We start from the raw sequence: 15,951 nt of genomic DNA, 5'->3' as shown, positions 1-15,951 counted from the left end.
GAGACGCCGAGAGGAGGCGGAGACAATGATCAGCTTTATCGCAGGCAACAAAATGACCGATTGCCAGATCGGCTCCGCCAGCATGCTCGGCTTCACCGCCGGTTCCTTCCGGGGCACCGGTGTGTCCGTCGACGTCCCGGTCCTCTTCGAAGAGCGACCGACCAAGGCGTCTGCGGTAGCGGCAGCAGCGGTGGCACAGGCGAAGCCCTATGCCCTCGCGGCGGCGGCCAATGGCGCCGGATCCCTGCACCTGCAGCACCAGAACGACTCGATGTGGGCCTTCCGTGGGCTCGAACCCTGGAGAGATCCAGCCTGATCGGCGCGATCAGGTCGGCACCTTCCAGGGCCGCGGAACCCACACCGGGATCCGCGGCCCTTTTGCTTGCCCCCCAAGCCTGGGGAACCAGCCCGGCCACCAGCCGGAACAACAGACGAGGACACACGACACCGTGCAGATCACGACGCACACCCCGTCAGCCACCGACTTGATCCCCCCGCCTGTGCCCACGGAGGACACCTTGACCCCCCTCACCACCCTGACCGAGCTCGACGACGCCATCGAGAACCTCGGCGGCTCGGTTCCCTGCCGCAGCTACGACCCCGAGGTCTTCTTCGCCGAGTCCCCGGCCGACGTGGAGTACGCCAAGTCGCTCTGCCAGACCTGCCCGCTCCGCGAGGCCTGCCTGGCCGGCGCCATGGACCGCCGGGAGCCCTGGGGCGTCTGGGGCGGCGAGCTGTTCGTCCAGGGAGTGGTCGTCGCCCGCAAGCGGCCCCGTGGCCGCCCGCGCAAGAACCCGGTCGCCGCATGAACGCCGCCGGCACCATCGACCGCCCCACGACGCACGACCCCAAGAAGCAGGATCCGACGATGCAGCGCCCGTCCCCCGAGCCATTCGGCTCCGAAGCCCCCGTCCGTGACACCTCCGGTGCGCTCAAGCCGCGCCAGAACAGGAACCTCGAAATGCAACTCATCCCAGAAGCCCTGGCCCGGGCCCATATGCAGGACCGCCTGCAGGAGGCCGAGTCCGAACGCAGGGCCGTCCGGCTGGTCGCCGCCCGGCGGATGCAGCGCCGCGCCGAACGCGCCTCGCTGCGGGCCCGCCGAGCTCTGGCCATGGCCGTGATGAACTGAAACGACTCACGGGGCCGGTCCATCGGGACCGGCCCCGTTGTGCGCTCCCGGACCATGCGCAGGGATATCGTCTGGGAGGTGGACCAGAAGACGCATAAACCAGTGCAGTTGGAACCTGAGGCCACCGAGAACGTCGCGCCCCTCACCTGCGCGCGCTGTGGCACCACCGCCGACGGTACGCCGCCGACCTGGACCTGCTCCGTCGAGAACGGCACCCGCCGATACTTCTGCGACGCCTGTTCCCGCGCCAACATCAGATCCATCGAAGGGCGCTTGGACTCGTCCTGGTGGTGAGGGGAGGGGGTGGTTTTGATTCTCTCCCCCCGGGGGGGCCTCCCCCCCCCGCCCCCACCCCCTCCCCCCCCTGAAAACCGTCAGGCCGGTGCTTCCTCGCTGCGGGCGTCCTCGGCGAAGCCGGGGACCCACGCCTCCATTTCGTCGCGCAGGCGTACTGTGGCGCCCAGTTGGCACAGGACTCCGATGGTGCTCATCGTCACCCGGTGTATCAGCAGGTAGGCCGGCGGCAGGTTGAGCTGCCGGGCCAGCTGGTACGCGGGGGAGCGCGGGTCGGCGATGCGGGTTGCCTGGGAGCGCAGCCAGTCGCGGGTGAAGGTGAACGCATCCACCTGTGCAGGCTCGATGATCGGGATCAGGTAGTCGAGGATCGCTCCTGGATCCAGTTCGATCTCCGGCTTGACGAAGCCCTCGTCCTGCAGCAGTTCGTGGACCGCTTCCGCATCGCCCTCCAGGGCCAGCCGCAAGGCGGTGCCGATCTCGACCGGGAGCCCCTGCGGGAGCCGGTCGACGGTGCCGAAGTCCAGCACGCCCAGCTGCCACTTCTCCGGCGGGCCGTCCGGGGCGTCCCCCGTCAGCAGCCGGAAGTTCCCCGGATGCGGATCGGCGTGCAGCAGGCCCGTGCGGGCCGCACCGGAGAAGAGGAACCGGGCCAGCAACTGCCCCGCACGGTCACGCTGCTCCTGGGTGCCCTCCGCTATGACCTCGGACAGCGGCACCCCGTCCAGCCATTCCGTCACCAGCACTTGGTCGGCGTGATGGACCACATCGGGCACCACCACATCGCCGTCGCCGGAGAACTCACGCGCATGCGCTCTCTGGGCCCGCGCTTCCAACTCGTAGTCCAGTTCCTCCGCGACCCGGTCGCGCAGCTCCGTGATCAGTGGCTTGATGTCCATGCCGGGGATCAGCGGCCCCAGCAGCCGGGCGAAACGGCCCAGTTGCGTCAAGTCCGACAGGAGCGCATCACCCGCACCCGGATACTGCACCTTGACCGCGACCTCGCGGCCGTCGTGCCAGACCGCGCGGTGCACCTGCCCGATCGACGCCGCTGCCGCGGGCCGGTCCTCGAACTCCTCGAAGAGATCCCGCCAGTCCTCCCCGAGCCGCTCCGCCAGAGCCGCATGCACCGACGCCGTGGGCAGCGGCGGCGCGGCCTCCTGGAGCTTGGTCAGCGCGGCCCGGTAAGGGCCGGCGATCTGTTCCGGCAGCGCCGACTCGAAGACGGACAGCGCCTGACCGAGCTTCATGGCCCCGCCCTTGAGCTGCCCCAGCGTCGCGAAGAGCTGCTCGGCGGTTCGCTGCTGGAGCTCCGCGGCGATCATCTCCGCGGGCCGCCCGCCGATGCGTTTGCCGAGCCCGAGCGCAGTGCGCCCCGCGAACCCCAAGGGCAGCGCGGCCAACTTGGCGGTCCGCGTGACCGCCTTGCGGGGTAGATCAGACATGCGCCCCTCCAACTCGCTGAACAGCCACGCCGCGGACGGCGGTTGCCGGGTCATTGTCCCGTGCCCGCTGCGCCGCACGGACACCGCGGATGCGGTTCCACGGGCCGCGGGGACCAGGCGGGACCCGGCAGTGCCAGATCCAGCCGCACCCCCGCACCCGCGGCGGACCCACCGTCGAGAAAGGCCAGCGCCCGCACCACGGTCAGCCCCGCCACGACCGTGGCCAGTGCCATGTCGCAAGACGGTACCCCCGGCCCCCGGCCCGACCTCCACTGGGCGAGCATCCGCGGCCACGCCGGGTCCCGCTCGGCCCGCCCGAGCTCGATGCAGGCGGCGCAGGCCGTCGCGCCCGGCAGCACCAGCGGGCCCACAACTCCCGTCGCCTCCAGAACTCCGGTGTACATATGGGGAGTACCGGATGAAAGGAACTCCTCGGAGGCCGCCGGGTCGGGTGCATAGGCCGCGAGCCCGTCGCGCGGGGCGAACACCACCAGGGCGAGGGGCGGCTCGGCGGCCGGATCCCCGTTGCCCCCGGGGCGGGAGCGCACGCCCGGCAGGGGCGCGGCCCGGCGGACCGCCCGGCGGGCCGCGGCGTCCCTGCGCTCACCCGTCCGCTCGGGGTCCACCCCGCCGGGCGCCACGTCCCAGGGCTCGACGCAGCCACCGTCCATCACATCCACCCGGCCGATCCCCGAGGCCGAGAACAGGGCCGCGACGGCTGCGCCGACCCGGCCGGCCCCACGCACCTGTACCCGCATGGTCTGCCGCGCGGCCATCAGCCGCATCGCGGCGCCGGGTTCGGTGTGGAGGACCGACAGCGAGGCCAGGTCGGGCCGGAGCCGCTGGAGGGCGTCGCCGTCGCTCCGTTCTCGCAGGGCGGCTGCGCCCTCGCCGCCGCCGCGCGGATCGTCGAGCAGGCCGGCCGAGCCGAGCCGCTCCACCAGGCCGTCGGCCTTGCCCTCCGGCAGTCCCATGCCCCGGGCCTCCTCGCGGAGCAGGGGCAGGCCGCGGGTGCCGTCGAGCAGGCCGAGGAAGCAGCTGGTCGCGGTGTCGACCGGGCCGAGGAGGACGGCATGGGCCGGGCCCACGCCGAACTGCACATGGGCGCGGTCGCGCCAGGCCCGCCGCAGCGCGGGCTTGATCATCGGGTGGGCGGAGCCGGGACGGGCCCGGACGGTGGGCGTCGGGTGTGCGGACATGGTTCCCCCTCGGTCTCGCCGGGCCGGGCCGATCCGGTCGGCGACGGGATCAGCATGCCCGTCCGGGGGCGGGGGTGTGCGGAGTTGTCCACAGGGGAGGAGTGATTGTCATACAAGCCGTGCGCTGTGGGTGTGTTTCGCCGACAACCGGGCCGCGGGCAGGACTTCGCGCGCCGTCAACGGGTAACGTCGGGGCGTGCCCGTCGACCCCCTGCACAGTGCCGCAAGACCACCGCGCAGCGCCCCGAGCCCGTACTCCAGAGGGCCCGAGAGCCACGCGGTCGAGGTCCGGCGGAGCACGCGTCGCCGCAGAACGGTCTCCGCGTACCGCGAGGGCGACCGGACGGTGGTGCTGATCCCGGCGCGGATGTCGGACGCGGAGGAACAGCGCTGGGTCACCGTGATGCTCGACAAGCTCGCGGCGCAGGAGAGCAGGAGGATGCTCGGCGACGCCGAGCTCGCCGAGCGGGCCGGGCGGCTGTCCGAGCAGTACCTGGACGGCCGGGCGCGCCCCGACTCGGTCCGCTGGGTCACCAACCAGAACACCCGCTGGGGTTCCTGCACCCCCGCCGAGGGCAGCATCCGGCTTTCGCACCGGCTCCAGGGGATGCCCGAGTACGTGGTGGACTATGTGCTCCTGCACGAGCTGGCGCATCTGCTCGTCCCCGGGCACGGGCCGGCCTTCTGGCAGTTGCTGGAGTCGTATCCGCGCACCGAGCGGGCCCGCGGATATCTCGAAGGGGTGGTCGCCGCCGAGCGGTTGCCGCATCTCCCGGCCGCCCGCAGCGAGTGAGGCTGCAGGTAGCCTGGCGCACATGTCCCGGGAATTCCAGCGCGGCCACAGGGCCAGGATCAGCGACCTGACGGCGGGGACCGAACTGTACGTGGGGGTGCAGGCGGGCGGTCCCGGAGTGGCCTTCGACATCAGCTGCTTCGGTCTGGACGCCGGTGAACGGCTCTCCGACGACCGGTACTTCGTCTTCTACAACCAGCCGGCCTCGCCCGAGGGGGCCATCCGCCAACTCGGGCCGCAGGCCGGTGACACGGAGTCGTTCCAGGTCTCCCTCGACCGGATCCCCGCACACATCCACAAGCTCGCCTTCACCGCGACGGTCGACGGCGAGGGGCTGATGTCCCAGACCGGGCCCGGCTGCATCCGTCTCGTCGCGGGAGGGGTGGAGATCGCCCGGTACTCCTTCACCGGTGCGGAGTTCAGCACCGAGCGGGCCGTGATGCTCGCCGACGTCTACCGCAAGGACGGGTGGCGGTTCGCCGCCGTCGGCCAGGGCTTCGACGGCGGACTGGAGGCGCTGCTGAAGAACTTCGGCGGTGAGGTCCTCGAAGAACTCGAAGAACAGGGGCAGGGACAGGGGCAGCAGCCGGTCCCCGAGCCGCTGCCCGAGCCCGTCCCGGAGCAGGGCCCCGGGCTGCACTACGCGCCCACTCTCGCCGCGCCCATCGCCCCGCCCGGCTACTTCTCCGGTGACGCCACCGGCCCCGCGCCGTCCGGCCCGTACGGCGGAGGGTCCCACGGTGGAGGGTCGTACGGGGGCATCGTGCCGCCGCCCGGTCCGCCCCCGCCGCCCGGAGTGCCGGGCCGACGCGCTCAGTTCGGCCGCTGACCATGTGTAAGGGGTGCCCACCCTTGGTGGACGCCCCTTACGCATTTACCCATCGGCTGTTCCGCTACAGGCGTGCGAGGGTCCGCTCCAGCAGCCGGACCACGGATGTGTCCGCGACCCCGGCCACCTCGTCGTAGGCGAACCAGCGCAGGTCCAGCGACTCTTCGCTGATCGTCGCCGCCGCGCCCCGCGGTGCGATCGCCGCGTACTGGACGTCCAGGTGCCAGTTGCACGGCGCGGGGATGGGGTGACGGTCCAGGCGCACCGGGCCGCCCGGCAGCAGCGTCAGGCTCGCGATGCCCGACTCCTCGGTGGCCTCCCGCAGGGCGGCCGCCTCCAGCGTGGTGTCACCCGGCTCGCAGTGGCCGCCCATCTGCAGCCACATCTGCAGCTTGCGGTGCAGGGTGAGCAGCACCCGGCCCTGTTCCGGGTCGATCACGAGCGCGCTGGCGGTGACGTGTCCCGCCTGGCAGGGCTTCCACATGCCGTCCGCATGGGCCGCCAGGTGGTCCAGGTAGAGCCCGCGCAGCTCCGGCTGGTCCGCGTACTCCTTCAGCACGCGGACCGCGTTCTCCTGCAGGCTCACTTGTCGCTGCCGTCCTTGCCGTCCTCGCCGTCCTCGCCGTTCTCCTGCTCCTTGCCGGAGCCGTCGCCGGCGTCGCCCTTGCCGCCGCCCGCCGCCTCGCCGAGCATCTTGTCGAGCTCGGAGAAGTCCAGGTGCTCGCGGTGGACGAAGCCGTCCGGGTCGTCCAGGTCGGCCGCCGTCGGCAGCATGTCCGGGTGCGCCCAGAGGGCGTCGCGGCCGTCCGCGCCGCGGGCGTCCGTCAGGGAGGCCCACAGCCGGGAGGCGTCCCGCAGCCGGCGGGGGCGCAGCTCCAGGCCGATCAGCGTGGCGAAGGTCTGCTCGGCGGGACCGCCGGTGGCGCGGCGCCTGCGCAGCGTCTCGCGCAGCGCGTCGGCGGACGGCAGGTGCGGTGCGGCCGCGGCGTGGACGACGGCGTCGACCCAGCCCTCGACGAGCGCCAGAGCGGTCTCCAGGCGGGCCAGGGCCGCCTTCTGCTCCGGGCTGTCCTCCGGCTGGAACATGCCCTGCTGCAGCGCCTCCTGGAGCTGCTCGGGGTGCGTGGGGTCGAGCTGGCCGACCACGTCCTCCAGCTTCGAGGTGTCGACCTTGATGCCCCGGGCGTAGCCCTCGACGGCGCCGAACAGGTGCGAGCGCAGCCACGGCACATGGGCGAAGAGCCGCTGGTGGGCGGCCTCGCGCAGGGCCAGGTACAGGCGCACCTGGTCCTGCGGGACGCCGAGCCCGGAGCCGAGCGCGGCGATGTTCACCGGCAGCAGCGCGGCCTTGCCGGCCGGACCGAGCGGCAGGCCGATGTCGGTGGAACCGACCACCTCGCCCGCCAGGACGCCCACGGCCTGGCCGATCTGGGTGCCGAACATGGCCCCGCCCATGCTGCGCATCATGCCGAGCAGCGGGCCCGCCATGGCCTGCATCTCCTCGGGCAGCACATCGCCCATGGCCGCGCCGACCCGCTCGGCGACCGGGTCGACCAGGTCCTTCCACACCGGGAGGGTCGCCTCGACCCACTCGGCGCGGCTCCACGCCACGGCGGTGCCGGAGCCCGAGGGCAGCGACGTCACGCCGTCGAGCCACAGGTCGGCCAGCCGCACGGCCTCCTCGACCCCGGCCCGCTCGCCGGCCGAGACGCTGGCGTCCTTGCTGCCGTCGGCGGTGCCCTGGGCGACGGTGCGGCGCGCGATGTCCTTGGCCATGTCCCAGTTCACCGGGCCGCCCTCGTAGGAGAGCATCTGGCCGAGCTGCTGGAAGGCGGCGCCCAGGTCGTTCGGGTTCATCGAACCGAACATCGCGGCGAACGGGTTGTCCCCGCCGCCCGCCGGCCCGCCGAAGCCGAAGGGATTCGCAGGGCCCTGTCCGCCACCCTGGCCACCGCCCTTCTTCTTGCCGTTGTCGCCGTCCTCCGGCTCCTCCGGCGGAAGACCGAATCCGAATGGGGTGTCACTCACGGGTTTCCTCGGCTCGTAGGGCCGCCGGCTCCGTACCGGCGGCGAATGCCCTTCAACACCACCCAGCGTAGACACCCTGCCGGTATCGGGGCTTGGTGCTCCGCCGACCCGGGGCCTGCGGCAGGATGGACGTCACCTGGTCCGTACGCGTCATGACACTCGTGATGGCGCTTACGTACCGAAGACAACCGCTGGAGACGCCCGGTGAGTTCCCCCGACCGAGAAGTTCGCGCAGCGCGAAACGGTTCCGCGCGCGACAGTACGACCCCGCCCGGCCGCCGACCCGTGGTCGCGGTCACCGGTGCCGCACGCGGTGTCGGCGCGCTGCTGACGCGCCGGCTGGCCGCGTCCGAGCACGTCAAGCACGTGGTGGCCATCGACGAGCGGCGCGGTGACGTCACCGAGGCGCAGTGGCACGTGCTGGACGTCCGCGACCCGGCGATCGCCGAGAAGCTGCGCGGCGCCGACGTCGTGGTCCACCTCGCGCTCGACCTGGACCTGGAGTCCGACGCCGCGGCCCGGACCGCCTACAACGTGCGCGGTACCCAGACGGTGCTCACGGCGGCCGCCGCCGCAGGTGTGCACCGTGTGGTGCTGTGCACGTCGGCCATGGTCTACGGGGCGCACCCGGACAACGACGTTCCGCTCGCCGAGGACGCGGAGCTGCGGGCCACCGCCGAGGCCACCGGGGTGGGCGACCTGCTGGAGATAGAGCGGCTCGCGAAACGCGCCCCCCGGGCGCACCCGGGCCTGAACGTCACCGTGCTGCGGCCGGCCGTCCTGGTCGGCGGCGGCACCGACACCGCCCTCACCCGCTACTTCGAGTCGCCCCGCCTCCTGGTGGTCGCCGGATCCCGGCCGACCTGGCAGTTCTGCCATGTGGACGACCTGGTGAGCGCCCTGGAGTTCGCGGCCCTGGAGAAGGCCGAGGGGGAGCTGGCGGTCGGCTGCGACGGCTGGCTGGAGCAGGAGGAGGTCGAGGAGCTCACCGGCATCCGGCGCATGGAACTGCCCTCGGCCGTCGCCCTGGGCGCCGCCTCCCGGCTGCACCGGCTGGGCCTGACCCCGTCCCCGGCCGGCGACCTCGAGTACACGATGCACCCGTGGGTGGTCAGCGGGCACCGGCTGCACGATGCGGGCTGGCGGCCGCGGTGGACCAACGAGGAGGTCCTCGCGGAGCTGCTGGAGGAGGCCGCCGGCAGGCACACGGTCGTCGGCCGCCGGCTGGGCCGCAAGGACGCCACGGCCGCGGGCGCCGCGGGCGCCACGGTCGCCCTGCTGGGCACCGCGGCCCTGGTCCGGCGGGCCCGCAAGGCACGCCGCCGGCTGTAGCCGCTGCCCGCCGGGCCGCCGGCCCGGCGGATCGTACGGACGAGCGACTGCACGCACGGTCGAACGGCCATTGGTGGCCGTACGCCCGCGTGCGGCACGATGGACTGCATGGCCCCGACCCACGATCACCCCGGCGAGCTCGCCGCCGACGGTCCCGTCCGCCTGCTGGCGGTGCGGGACACCCCGTTGTCCCTGGACGAGGTCTTCGCGGCGGTCGGTGACGACGCCGCGGGCGGCACCGCGCTGTTCGTGGGCACCGTGCGCGACCACGACGGCGGCGCGGACGTCACCGGGCTCGGCTACTCCGCCCACCCCTCGGCCGAGGACGAGCTGCGCCGGGTCGCCGAGAAGATCGCGGCCGACTTCCCGGTCCGGGCCCTGGCGGCCGTGCACCGCGTGGGGGAGCTGTCCGTGGGCGACCTGGCCGTGGTGGTGGCGGTCTCCTGCCCGCACCGGGCGGAGGCCTTCGCGGCCTGCCGGCGGCTCATCGACGACCTCAAGCGCGAGGTGCCGATCTGGAAGCACCAGACGTTCGCGGACGGAACCGAGGAGTGGGTCGGCGCGTCGTAGAGATGCGGTGGCCGGCCGTGTCCTGCACGGTGTCCGGATCTGCTCACATACGGGCCGCTCCCGGTTGCGTAACCGGCCCCCTGAAGTAAGCGTTGAGACCGAAGACGACTAATCTGCTCATCGGTTCAGCTCGTCCTTGCTCGACGGTGTTCGTCATCGAGTCATGTGTGTAAGGAGTCGGAGGCCGGCATGGCGGCGCTCGCGTGGTTGCTGATTCCCGTTGCCGCGGCTGTCGTCGCCGCCCTGTGGGGAAGCTGGGCGGCCCGGAACCGCAAGACCGGCGATGTCTCGGAACTGGCGGGGTATGCGCGATTCCGTGAGGCGATGGAGCGGTCGGAGTCCGGATCCGGACCGTCGGCCTGAGGGGCGGGGGAGCGGGGTCACGCGCTGCTCACCCCCGGACGGACCGCCCCGGGAGTGGACTGTCGGACCCGTCCCGTACTGTCGTTCCATGCCCCGCCGCACTGCGACGATGCTCGCCTCCCTCCTGACGCTGATCGCGCTGCTCTGCGTGGGCGTCCTGATCCCCGTGCCCTACGCGGAGATGTCCCCGGGGCCCACGGTGAACACGCTGGGCGAGCACGGCGGCGAGCCGGTGCTGCAGATCTCCGGGCGCAAGACATATCCGACCAGCGGCCACCTCAACATGACCACGGTCCGGGTGACGGGCTCGCAGTACCGGATGAACCTGGCCGAGGCCCTCTACGGCTGGCTCACCCACGACAACCTGGTCGTCCCGCACAGCACGCTCTACCCGGACGACAAGTCCCCGGACGAGCTCAACCAGGAGACGGCCGAGGAGTTCAGCCAGTCGCAGGAGAGCGCCAAGGTGGCCGCGCTCAAGCAGCTGGGCATCCCGGTCGGCACCCGCGTGATCGTCTCGTCCGTGGTCAAGGGCAGCCCCGCCGAAGGGCAGTTGCACGCGGGAGACGTGATCAAGGCCGTCGACGGCCAGGAGGTCAAGCAGCCGGGCGATGTCGCCGCGCTCGTCACCAAGCACCAGCCCGGTCAGAAGGTGACGTTCCTCGTCGTCCCCGCCAAGGAGGCGGCCGCGGCGGAGAAGGAGAAGCGCCAGCCGAAGGTGGAGGACACCGTCTCCCTCGCCACCGCCAAGGCGCCCGACGACGCCAAGCGCGCCATCGTGGGCATCCAGGCCGGGACGGACCACACCTTCCCGTTCACCATCAACATCAAGCTGGCGGACGTCGGCGGGCCGAGCGCCGGCCTGATGTTCGCGCTCGGCATAGTCGACAAGCTCACCCCCGACGACCTGACCGGCGGGAAGTTCGTCGCGGGGACGGGCACGATCGACGACAACGGCAAGGTCGGGCCGATCGGCGGCGTCGAGATGAAGACGGTCGGGGCGCGCTCCAAGGGCGCCCGCTACTTCCTGACGCCCGCCGACAACTGCGCGGCCGCCGCCAAGGACGCTCCCTCGGGGCTCACGCTGGTCAAGGTCGACACCATCGGTGATGCCCTGAAGTCCCTGGACAAGATCAAGAAGGGGGACTCGGCCGGCCTGCCGCTCTGCAAGGTCGGGTAGTCGGTTCGCTGCGGGCCGTCCGCGGCTTGTCGCGCAGTTCCCCGCGCCCCTGACGGGGCGCGGTTGCCGCGTCGGGAAGCGCCCCTACTCCGCGAACGTCGCCGACAGTGCCTCCGCCAGGCCCGGGACCAGGTCGGAGCCGGTGAGGACCTCCTTCGGGGAGTCCTTCTCGCGCAGCCGCAGGGCCGTCTCCCGGGCGCCGTCGCGCAGTACCGCCACGGTCATCCGGACCTCCTGGCGTTCCGGGTGCTTCGCCACCCAGGCGGCGAGCTGCTTCTCGCTCATCCCGTGCGGCACGGAGCCCTCGGCCGACGGCGGGAGCATCTGCCGCTCCACGGTCAGGGCGCAGCCGGCCACCGCGTCCGGCCAGGCGATCGTGCCGAGGAACTTGTCGAGCGGGGTGCCCGGGGGCAGCTCGTCCTGCTCGATGGGGGTGTAGGAGGCGCTGTCGCCCGCAGGTTCGTCGAGGCCGAGCTGGGCGGCCAGGGCGGGCTCCTGCGTGCGCAGCTTCGCGGTGTCGACGAGGGCGAAGAGCCGGGCGGGCTGGTCCCAGCCGAGCGTGGCGGCGTACTCGTCGATCTCGAGGACGGCGCGGGTCAGCGGGCTCGCGGCCATCGGAGCGCTGGGGTCGGGGAGGCTCGAGGAGCCGGTGTTGCTGGACATGCTCAATATCGTGCACCGAGAAGGGCCGAAATCGGGAACCGAGTAAAGCCTCGGTAAGTTGCCACACTGGGTCCTACTATCGCCTGGGCCTGATCGACAGCTCCATCGACAGCGAACTTCGAGGTGCGCACCTTGGCTTTCCAGATGCCGGACCGCGGCGGAGGCCCCACGGGGCCACGGATCAGAGTGGGACGGCCGTCGCGGCGGCTGCGGACCCTGCTGACGACCCTGGGTGTGCTGGCGGTGCTGGCCATGCTCTTCGTCATGTTCGCGGGGTTCTGGACCGACTGGCTGTGGTACCGGTCCGTGGACTACTCCTCTGTCTTCACCACCACCCTCGGCACCAAGATCGGCCTGTTCGCGGTCTTCGGTGTGCTGATGGCCCTCGCGGTGGGGACCAACATCTGGCTGGCGCACCGGCTTCGGCCGCCGCTGAGCGCGATGTCGATGGAGCAGCAGAGTCTCGACCGGTACCGGATGAGCATCGCCCCGTACAAGCGGTGGGCCCTGCTGGCGGTTTCCGCGCTGATCGGCCTGATGGCCGGGGCGTCCGCCGCCGGGCAGTGGCGTACGTGGCTGCAGTGGGTGAACGCGGTGCCGTTCGGCCAGAAGGATCCGCAGTTCCACAAGGACATCGCGTTCTACACCTTCGACCTGCCCTGGTACCGCTTCCTGCTGAGCTTCGGCTTCGCCGCCACGGTGCTCTCGCTGATCGCCGCCGCGCTGGTGCACTACCTCTACGGAGGGCTGCGGCTGACCAGCCCCGGCGGGCGGGCCACGGCGGCCGCCACGGGTCATCTGTCCGTGCTGCTCGGCTTCTTCGTGATGCTCAAGGCCGTCGCGTACTGGCTGGACCGGTACGGGCTGGCGGTGAAGTCCAGCGGGCTGAAGTCGACCGAGGGGTGGACGGGCCTGCGCTATGTGGACGCCAACGCCTATCTGCCCGCCAAGACGATCCTGTTCATCATCGCGCTGATCTGTGCGGCGCTGTTCTTCGCGACGCTCTGGCGGCGCACCTGGCAGCTGCCGGTGATCGGCTTCGGCCTGATGGTGCTCTCGGCCGTGCTGATCGGCGGGCTCTACCCGGCGATCGTGCAGAAGTTCCAGGTGCAGCCGAACGAACAGGCCAAGGAAGCCCCGTACATCAAGAAGAACATCACCGCGACGCGTGAGGCCTACGGCATCGACGACGCGCAGGTGAAGGACTATCCGGGCAGCAGCGATCTGAACGGCAAGGACAAGCAGAAGCTGCGCGCGGACGCGGATTCCACGGCCAGCCTGCGGCTGCTCGACCCCAATATCGTCTCGCCCACCTTCCAGCAGCTCCAGCAGGTGCGCGGGTACTACCAGTTCCCGTCCACCCTGGACGTCGACCGCTACAAGGTCGACGGCAAGGAGCAGGACACGGTCATCGGTCTGCGCGAGCTGAACATCAACGGGATTCCCGAGCGCAACTGGATCAACGACCACTTCAAGTACACCCACGGATACGGTGCCATCACCGCCAAGGGCACCAGCACCGCCGACGGCGGCGCCCCGGACTTCACCGAGAAGAACCTGCCGACGGACGGCAAGCTCGGCACGTACGAGCAGCGCGTCTACTACGGCGAGAAGACGACGCAGTACTCGATCGTCGGCGGCCCGCAGAAGGAGCTGGACTACTCCGGCGACCAGGGCGAGAAGAGCTACAGCTACGAGGGCAAGAGCGGTGTGAGCCTCTCGAACCCGGTCAACCGGGCCGCGTATGCGGTGGCGTTCGGCGAGCCGCAGATCCTCTACTCCGGTGCCATCGGCGACGGCTCGCGCATTCTGTACAACCGCACGCCCAAGGAGCGCGTGGAGGCCGTCGCCCCCTGGCTGACCATCGACGGCGACGCCTATCCGGCCGTGGTCGACGGCCGGATCCAGTGGATCGTCGACGCCTACACGACGACCAACGGCTATCCGTACGCGTCCCGTACGACGCTCGGCGACACGACCGCGGACTCGCTCACCAACGGGCAGCGCGCGGTGGTCGCCCAGCAGAACCAGGTCAACTACATCCGCAATTCCGTCAAGGCCACGGTCGACGCCTACGACGGCACGGTGAAGCTGTACCAGTGGGACACCCAGGACCCGGTGCTCAAGACCTGGATGAAGGCGTTCCCGGGCACGGTGAAGCCGAAGAGCCAGATCTCCTCCGGACTGATGGACCATCTCCGTTACCCGCAGGACCTGTTCAAGGTGCAGCGCGAGCTGCTCACCCGCTACCACGTCACCAACCCGGGCACGTTCTACACCGGCAGCGAGCGCTGGCAGGTGCCGGACGACCCGACCAACAAGTCGGGCAATGCGGTTCCGCCCTACTACCTGAGCATGAAGATGCCGGACCAGAACGCGCAGACCTTCTCGCTCACCACGACGTTCACGCCCAAGAGCCGGGAGAACCTCGGTGCGTTCATGGCGGTGGACGCGAACGCCACGAGTCCGGACTACGGGAAGATCAGGCTCCTCAAGCTGCCCTCGGAGACCACGGTGTCCGGTCCGCAGCAGGTGCAGAGCAAGTTCAACGGCGACCCGGAGATCGCCAATAAGATCAATATCCTGAAGCGGGGCGATTCCGAGATCGAGTACGGCAATCTGCTGACGGTCCCGCTCGACGGCGGTCTGCTCTACGTCGAGCCGGTGTACGTCCGCGGTGCCGGCACCAACTACCCGCTGCTGAAGAAGGTTCTGGTCACCTACGGCGACAAGACGGCCTTCGAGGACAACCTCACGCAGGCGCTCGACGTGGTGTTCGGCGTGAAGGGCCCGGAGCCGGGCACCACCAAGCCGCCGGCCGAGGGCACCACCAAGCCGCCCGCCTCCCAGAACGCCGACGTGCAGCAGGCCCTGAAGGATGCTCAGGATGCCTTCGACGCCGGCCAGAAGGCGCTCGACGCCAAGGACTGGGCGGCGTACGGCAAGGCCCAGCAGGCTCTGAAGGACGCGCTCGACCGCGCCGCCAAGGCCGAGGCCGCGGCGGCCGGCAACGGGGGCAAGCCGGGCAGCCAGTAAGAGGGCCGCCCCGCGCCGTGGTACGGTTGAGCCACAACGGCGCGGGGTGGAGCAGCTCGGTAGCTCGCTGGGCTCATAACCCAGAGGTCGCAGGTTCAAATCCTGTCCCCGCTACTCACAGGACAAGGCCCGGAGTTCTCGGACTCCGGGCCTTGTCGCATGCGCGGGCCGTCTGTACGACCGTTGGACTGCCGTGCGCTCGTGCGGGGGTCGGACCGGACAGCAGTCCAGGCCCGGCGCGAGGCGGTCTGTGCGGGTTGTGTGCGGGGGTTTTGATTAGAGTTTGGAGCACCGCCGTGTCGGGAAGTCGGGAAGTCGACAAAACGCTGAAGTGACCTCACTGGCTGCGGTATTCCAGGTGTACGCAGGTTGCGGGAGTGCGACGATGGGACTTATGGGGGACAGGGCGAGGCTGTTGGAGACCCGTCGGCTTGTGACAGCTCCCGGAGACGGGAGCGACCAGGACGACCGTGACGCATCCGCGTACGGCCCGGGGCCGGACGGCTCCGCAGGCGGCGCCCGCGCCTCGGCCTTCGCCCCGTCGTCCGCGGGCGACGGCGGCGACCTCGAGCTGGAGACCGCCCGCCGCCGCGCCGCCGAGTCCGGCGACCCCGCGTCCCTGAGCATGCTCGGCGCCCTGCTGCTGCGCCGCGGAGACCTCGACGGGGCCGAGCGCCATCTGCGCGCCGCCACCGCCGAGGGCGACCGCTCCGCCGCCAACAACCTGGGCGTCCTGCTGCACCAGCGCGGCTACGCCGACGAGGCCGCCGGCTGGTGGCGCGTCGCCGCCGTCGCCGGCTCCGCCGCCGCCGCGCACGCCCTCGGCCGCTACCACCGCGAGCGCGGCGACGAGCCGGCCGCCGAGTACTGGCTGCGCCAGTCCGCCGAGTCCGGCCACGCCCTGGGCGCGTACGCCCTGGCCGACCTCCTGGAGCACCGCAGCGACGTGGGCGCCGAGCGCTGGTTCCGCTCCGCCGCCGAGCGCGGCCACCGCGAGGCCGCGTACCGCCTGGCGCGGATACTCGACGGCCGGGCGCCGGGCGCGGCGGCACAGGCCCCCGGCGGGCCCGGCGGGCTCGCCGGCGGC

At 71.4% G+C, this 15,951-nt stretch carries 16 protein-coding genes, 1 tRNA gene and 1 pseudogene; 13 read left to right on the top strand and 5 right to left on the bottom strand.

What is annotated here, in order from left to right; translation table 11 throughout:
* Positions 1–25 precede the first annotated feature (25 nt).
* From HG542_RS25985 to HG542_RS25970, 4 genes are all read left to right on the top strand, one after another.
* On the top strand, positions 26–316 hold the full coding sequence (locus HG542_RS25985) for a hypothetical protein (RefSeq protein WP_171085502.1): 291 nt from the start codon (positions 26–28) through the stop codon (positions 314–316).
* Between the two features lie 133 nt (positions 317–449).
* The gene (locus tag HG542_RS25980; RefSeq protein WP_171085500.1) at positions 450–809 is read left to right on the top strand and encodes a WhiB family transcriptional regulator; all 360 of its coding nucleotides are present in this window, start codon (positions 450–452) and stop codon (positions 807–809) included.
* Entirely contained in the window at positions 806–1,132 is a 327-nt protein-coding gene (locus HG542_RS25975) for a putative WhiB-interacting protein (protein WP_171085498.1), read from the top strand. The genes HG542_RS25980 and HG542_RS25975 overlap by 4 nt, the downstream gene beginning before the upstream one ends.
* A 78-nt stretch (positions 1,133–1,210) precedes the next feature.
* Entirely contained in the window at positions 1,211–1,426 is a 216-nt protein-coding gene (locus HG542_RS25970) for a hypothetical protein (RefSeq protein WP_227726758.1), read from the top strand.
* Positions 1,427–1,506: 80 nt separating this feature from the next.
* Here HG542_RS25970 and HG542_RS25965 read toward each other — a convergent pair whose 3' ends face one another.
* Positions 1,507–2,871 carry an ABC1 kinase family protein gene (locus HG542_RS25965; RefSeq protein ID WP_171085496.1) on the bottom strand — a complete coding sequence of 455 codons (1,365 nt, stop codon included), beginning with the start codon at positions 2,869–2,871 and terminating at the stop codon, positions 1,507–1,509.
* Between the two features lie 50 nt (positions 2,872–2,921).
* A complete protein-coding gene (locus HG542_RS25960; RefSeq protein ID WP_227726760.1) occupies positions 2,922–4,070 on the bottom strand; it encodes a ThiF family adenylyltransferase in 1,149 nt (382 codons plus the stop codon).
* A gap of 196 nt (positions 4,071–4,266) precedes the next feature.
* Between HG542_RS25960 and HG542_RS25955 the strand changes: the two genes are divergently transcribed.
* A complete protein-coding gene (locus tag HG542_RS25955) occupies positions 4,267–4,863 on the top strand; it encodes a M48 metallopeptidase family protein (protein ID WP_171085494.1) in 597 nt (198 codons plus the stop codon).
* A 22-nt stretch (positions 4,864–4,885) separates the two neighbouring features.
* A pseudogene (locus HG542_RS25950) lies at positions 4,886–5,686 on the top strand (TerD family protein); the annotation flags it as partial.
* A gap of 70 nt (positions 5,687–5,756) precedes the next feature.
* Here the strand turns inward: HG542_RS25950 and HG542_RS25945 are convergent.
* On the bottom strand, positions 5,757–6,278 hold the full coding sequence (locus HG542_RS25945; RefSeq protein WP_171085493.1) for an NUDIX hydrolase: 522 nt from the start codon (positions 6,276–6,278) through the stop codon (positions 5,757–5,759).
* Positions 6,275–7,720: a zinc-dependent metalloprotease gene (locus HG542_RS25940; RefSeq protein WP_171085491.1), complete on the bottom strand. Its 1,446-nt coding sequence runs from the start codon at positions 7,718–7,720 to the stop codon at positions 6,275–6,277. The genes HG542_RS25945 and HG542_RS25940 overlap by 4 nt, the downstream gene beginning before the upstream one ends.
* A gap of 204 nt (positions 7,721–7,924) precedes the next feature.
* On the opposite strand from HG542_RS25940, the gene HG542_RS25935 reads away from it, so the two are divergent.
* The 4 genes from HG542_RS25935 (at position 7,925) to HG542_RS25920 (ending at position 11,165) form a co-directional block, all read left to right on the top strand.
* Complete coding sequence (locus HG542_RS25935; RefSeq protein ID WP_171085490.1) at positions 7,925–9,052, top strand: SDR family oxidoreductase; 1,128 nt, start codon at positions 7,925–7,927, stop codon at positions 9,050–9,052.
* A 108-nt stretch (positions 9,053–9,160) separates the two neighbouring features.
* Positions 9,161–9,622 (top strand): molybdenum cofactor biosynthesis protein MoaE, encoded by a 462-nt coding sequence (locus tag HG542_RS25930; RefSeq protein ID WP_171085488.1) that lies wholly within the window; start codon positions 9,161–9,163, stop codon positions 9,620–9,622.
* A 189-nt stretch (positions 9,623–9,811) separates the two neighbouring features.
* Positions 9,812–9,985, top strand: coding sequence for a hypothetical protein (locus HG542_RS25925; RefSeq protein WP_171085486.1), 174 nt, complete (start codon positions 9,812–9,814; stop codon positions 9,983–9,985).
* A gap of 88 nt (positions 9,986–10,073) precedes the next feature.
* Entirely contained in the window at positions 10,074–11,165 is a 1,092-nt protein-coding gene (locus tag HG542_RS25920) for a YlbL family protein (RefSeq protein ID WP_171085484.1), read from the top strand.
* Positions 11,166–11,249: 84 nt separating this feature from the next.
* On the opposite strand, the gene HG542_RS25915 is transcribed toward HG542_RS25920, so the two are convergent.
* Entirely contained in the window at positions 11,250–11,828 is a 579-nt protein-coding gene (locus HG542_RS25915; protein ID WP_227726769.1) for a PPA1309 family protein, read from the bottom strand.
* A gap of 144 nt (positions 11,829–11,972) precedes the next feature.
* On the opposite strand from HG542_RS25915, the gene HG542_RS25910 reads away from it, so the two are divergent.
* From HG542_RS25910 to HG542_RS25900, 3 genes are all read left to right on the top strand, one after another.
* A complete protein-coding gene (locus HG542_RS25910) occupies positions 11,973–14,864 on the top strand; it encodes a UPF0182 family membrane protein (RefSeq protein ID WP_171085561.1) in 2,892 nt (963 codons plus the stop codon).
* A gap of 40 nt (positions 14,865–14,904) precedes the next feature.
* A tRNA-Met gene (locus HG542_RS25905) sits at positions 14,905–14,978 on the top strand.
* 271 nt (positions 14,979–15,249) lie between these two features.
* Positions 15,250–15,951: tetratricopeptide repeat protein (locus HG542_RS25900; RefSeq protein WP_171085482.1), on the top strand; the 702-nt coding region annotated here is incomplete at its 3' end.

The sequence above is a fragment of the Streptomyces morookaense genome, from assembly GCF_013030945.1.
Classification (GTDB): domain Bacteria; phylum Actinomycetota; class Actinomycetes; order Streptomycetales; family Streptomycetaceae; genus Streptomyces; species Streptomyces morookaensis.
This window is presented reverse-complemented; position numbering and strand designations above follow the sequence as displayed.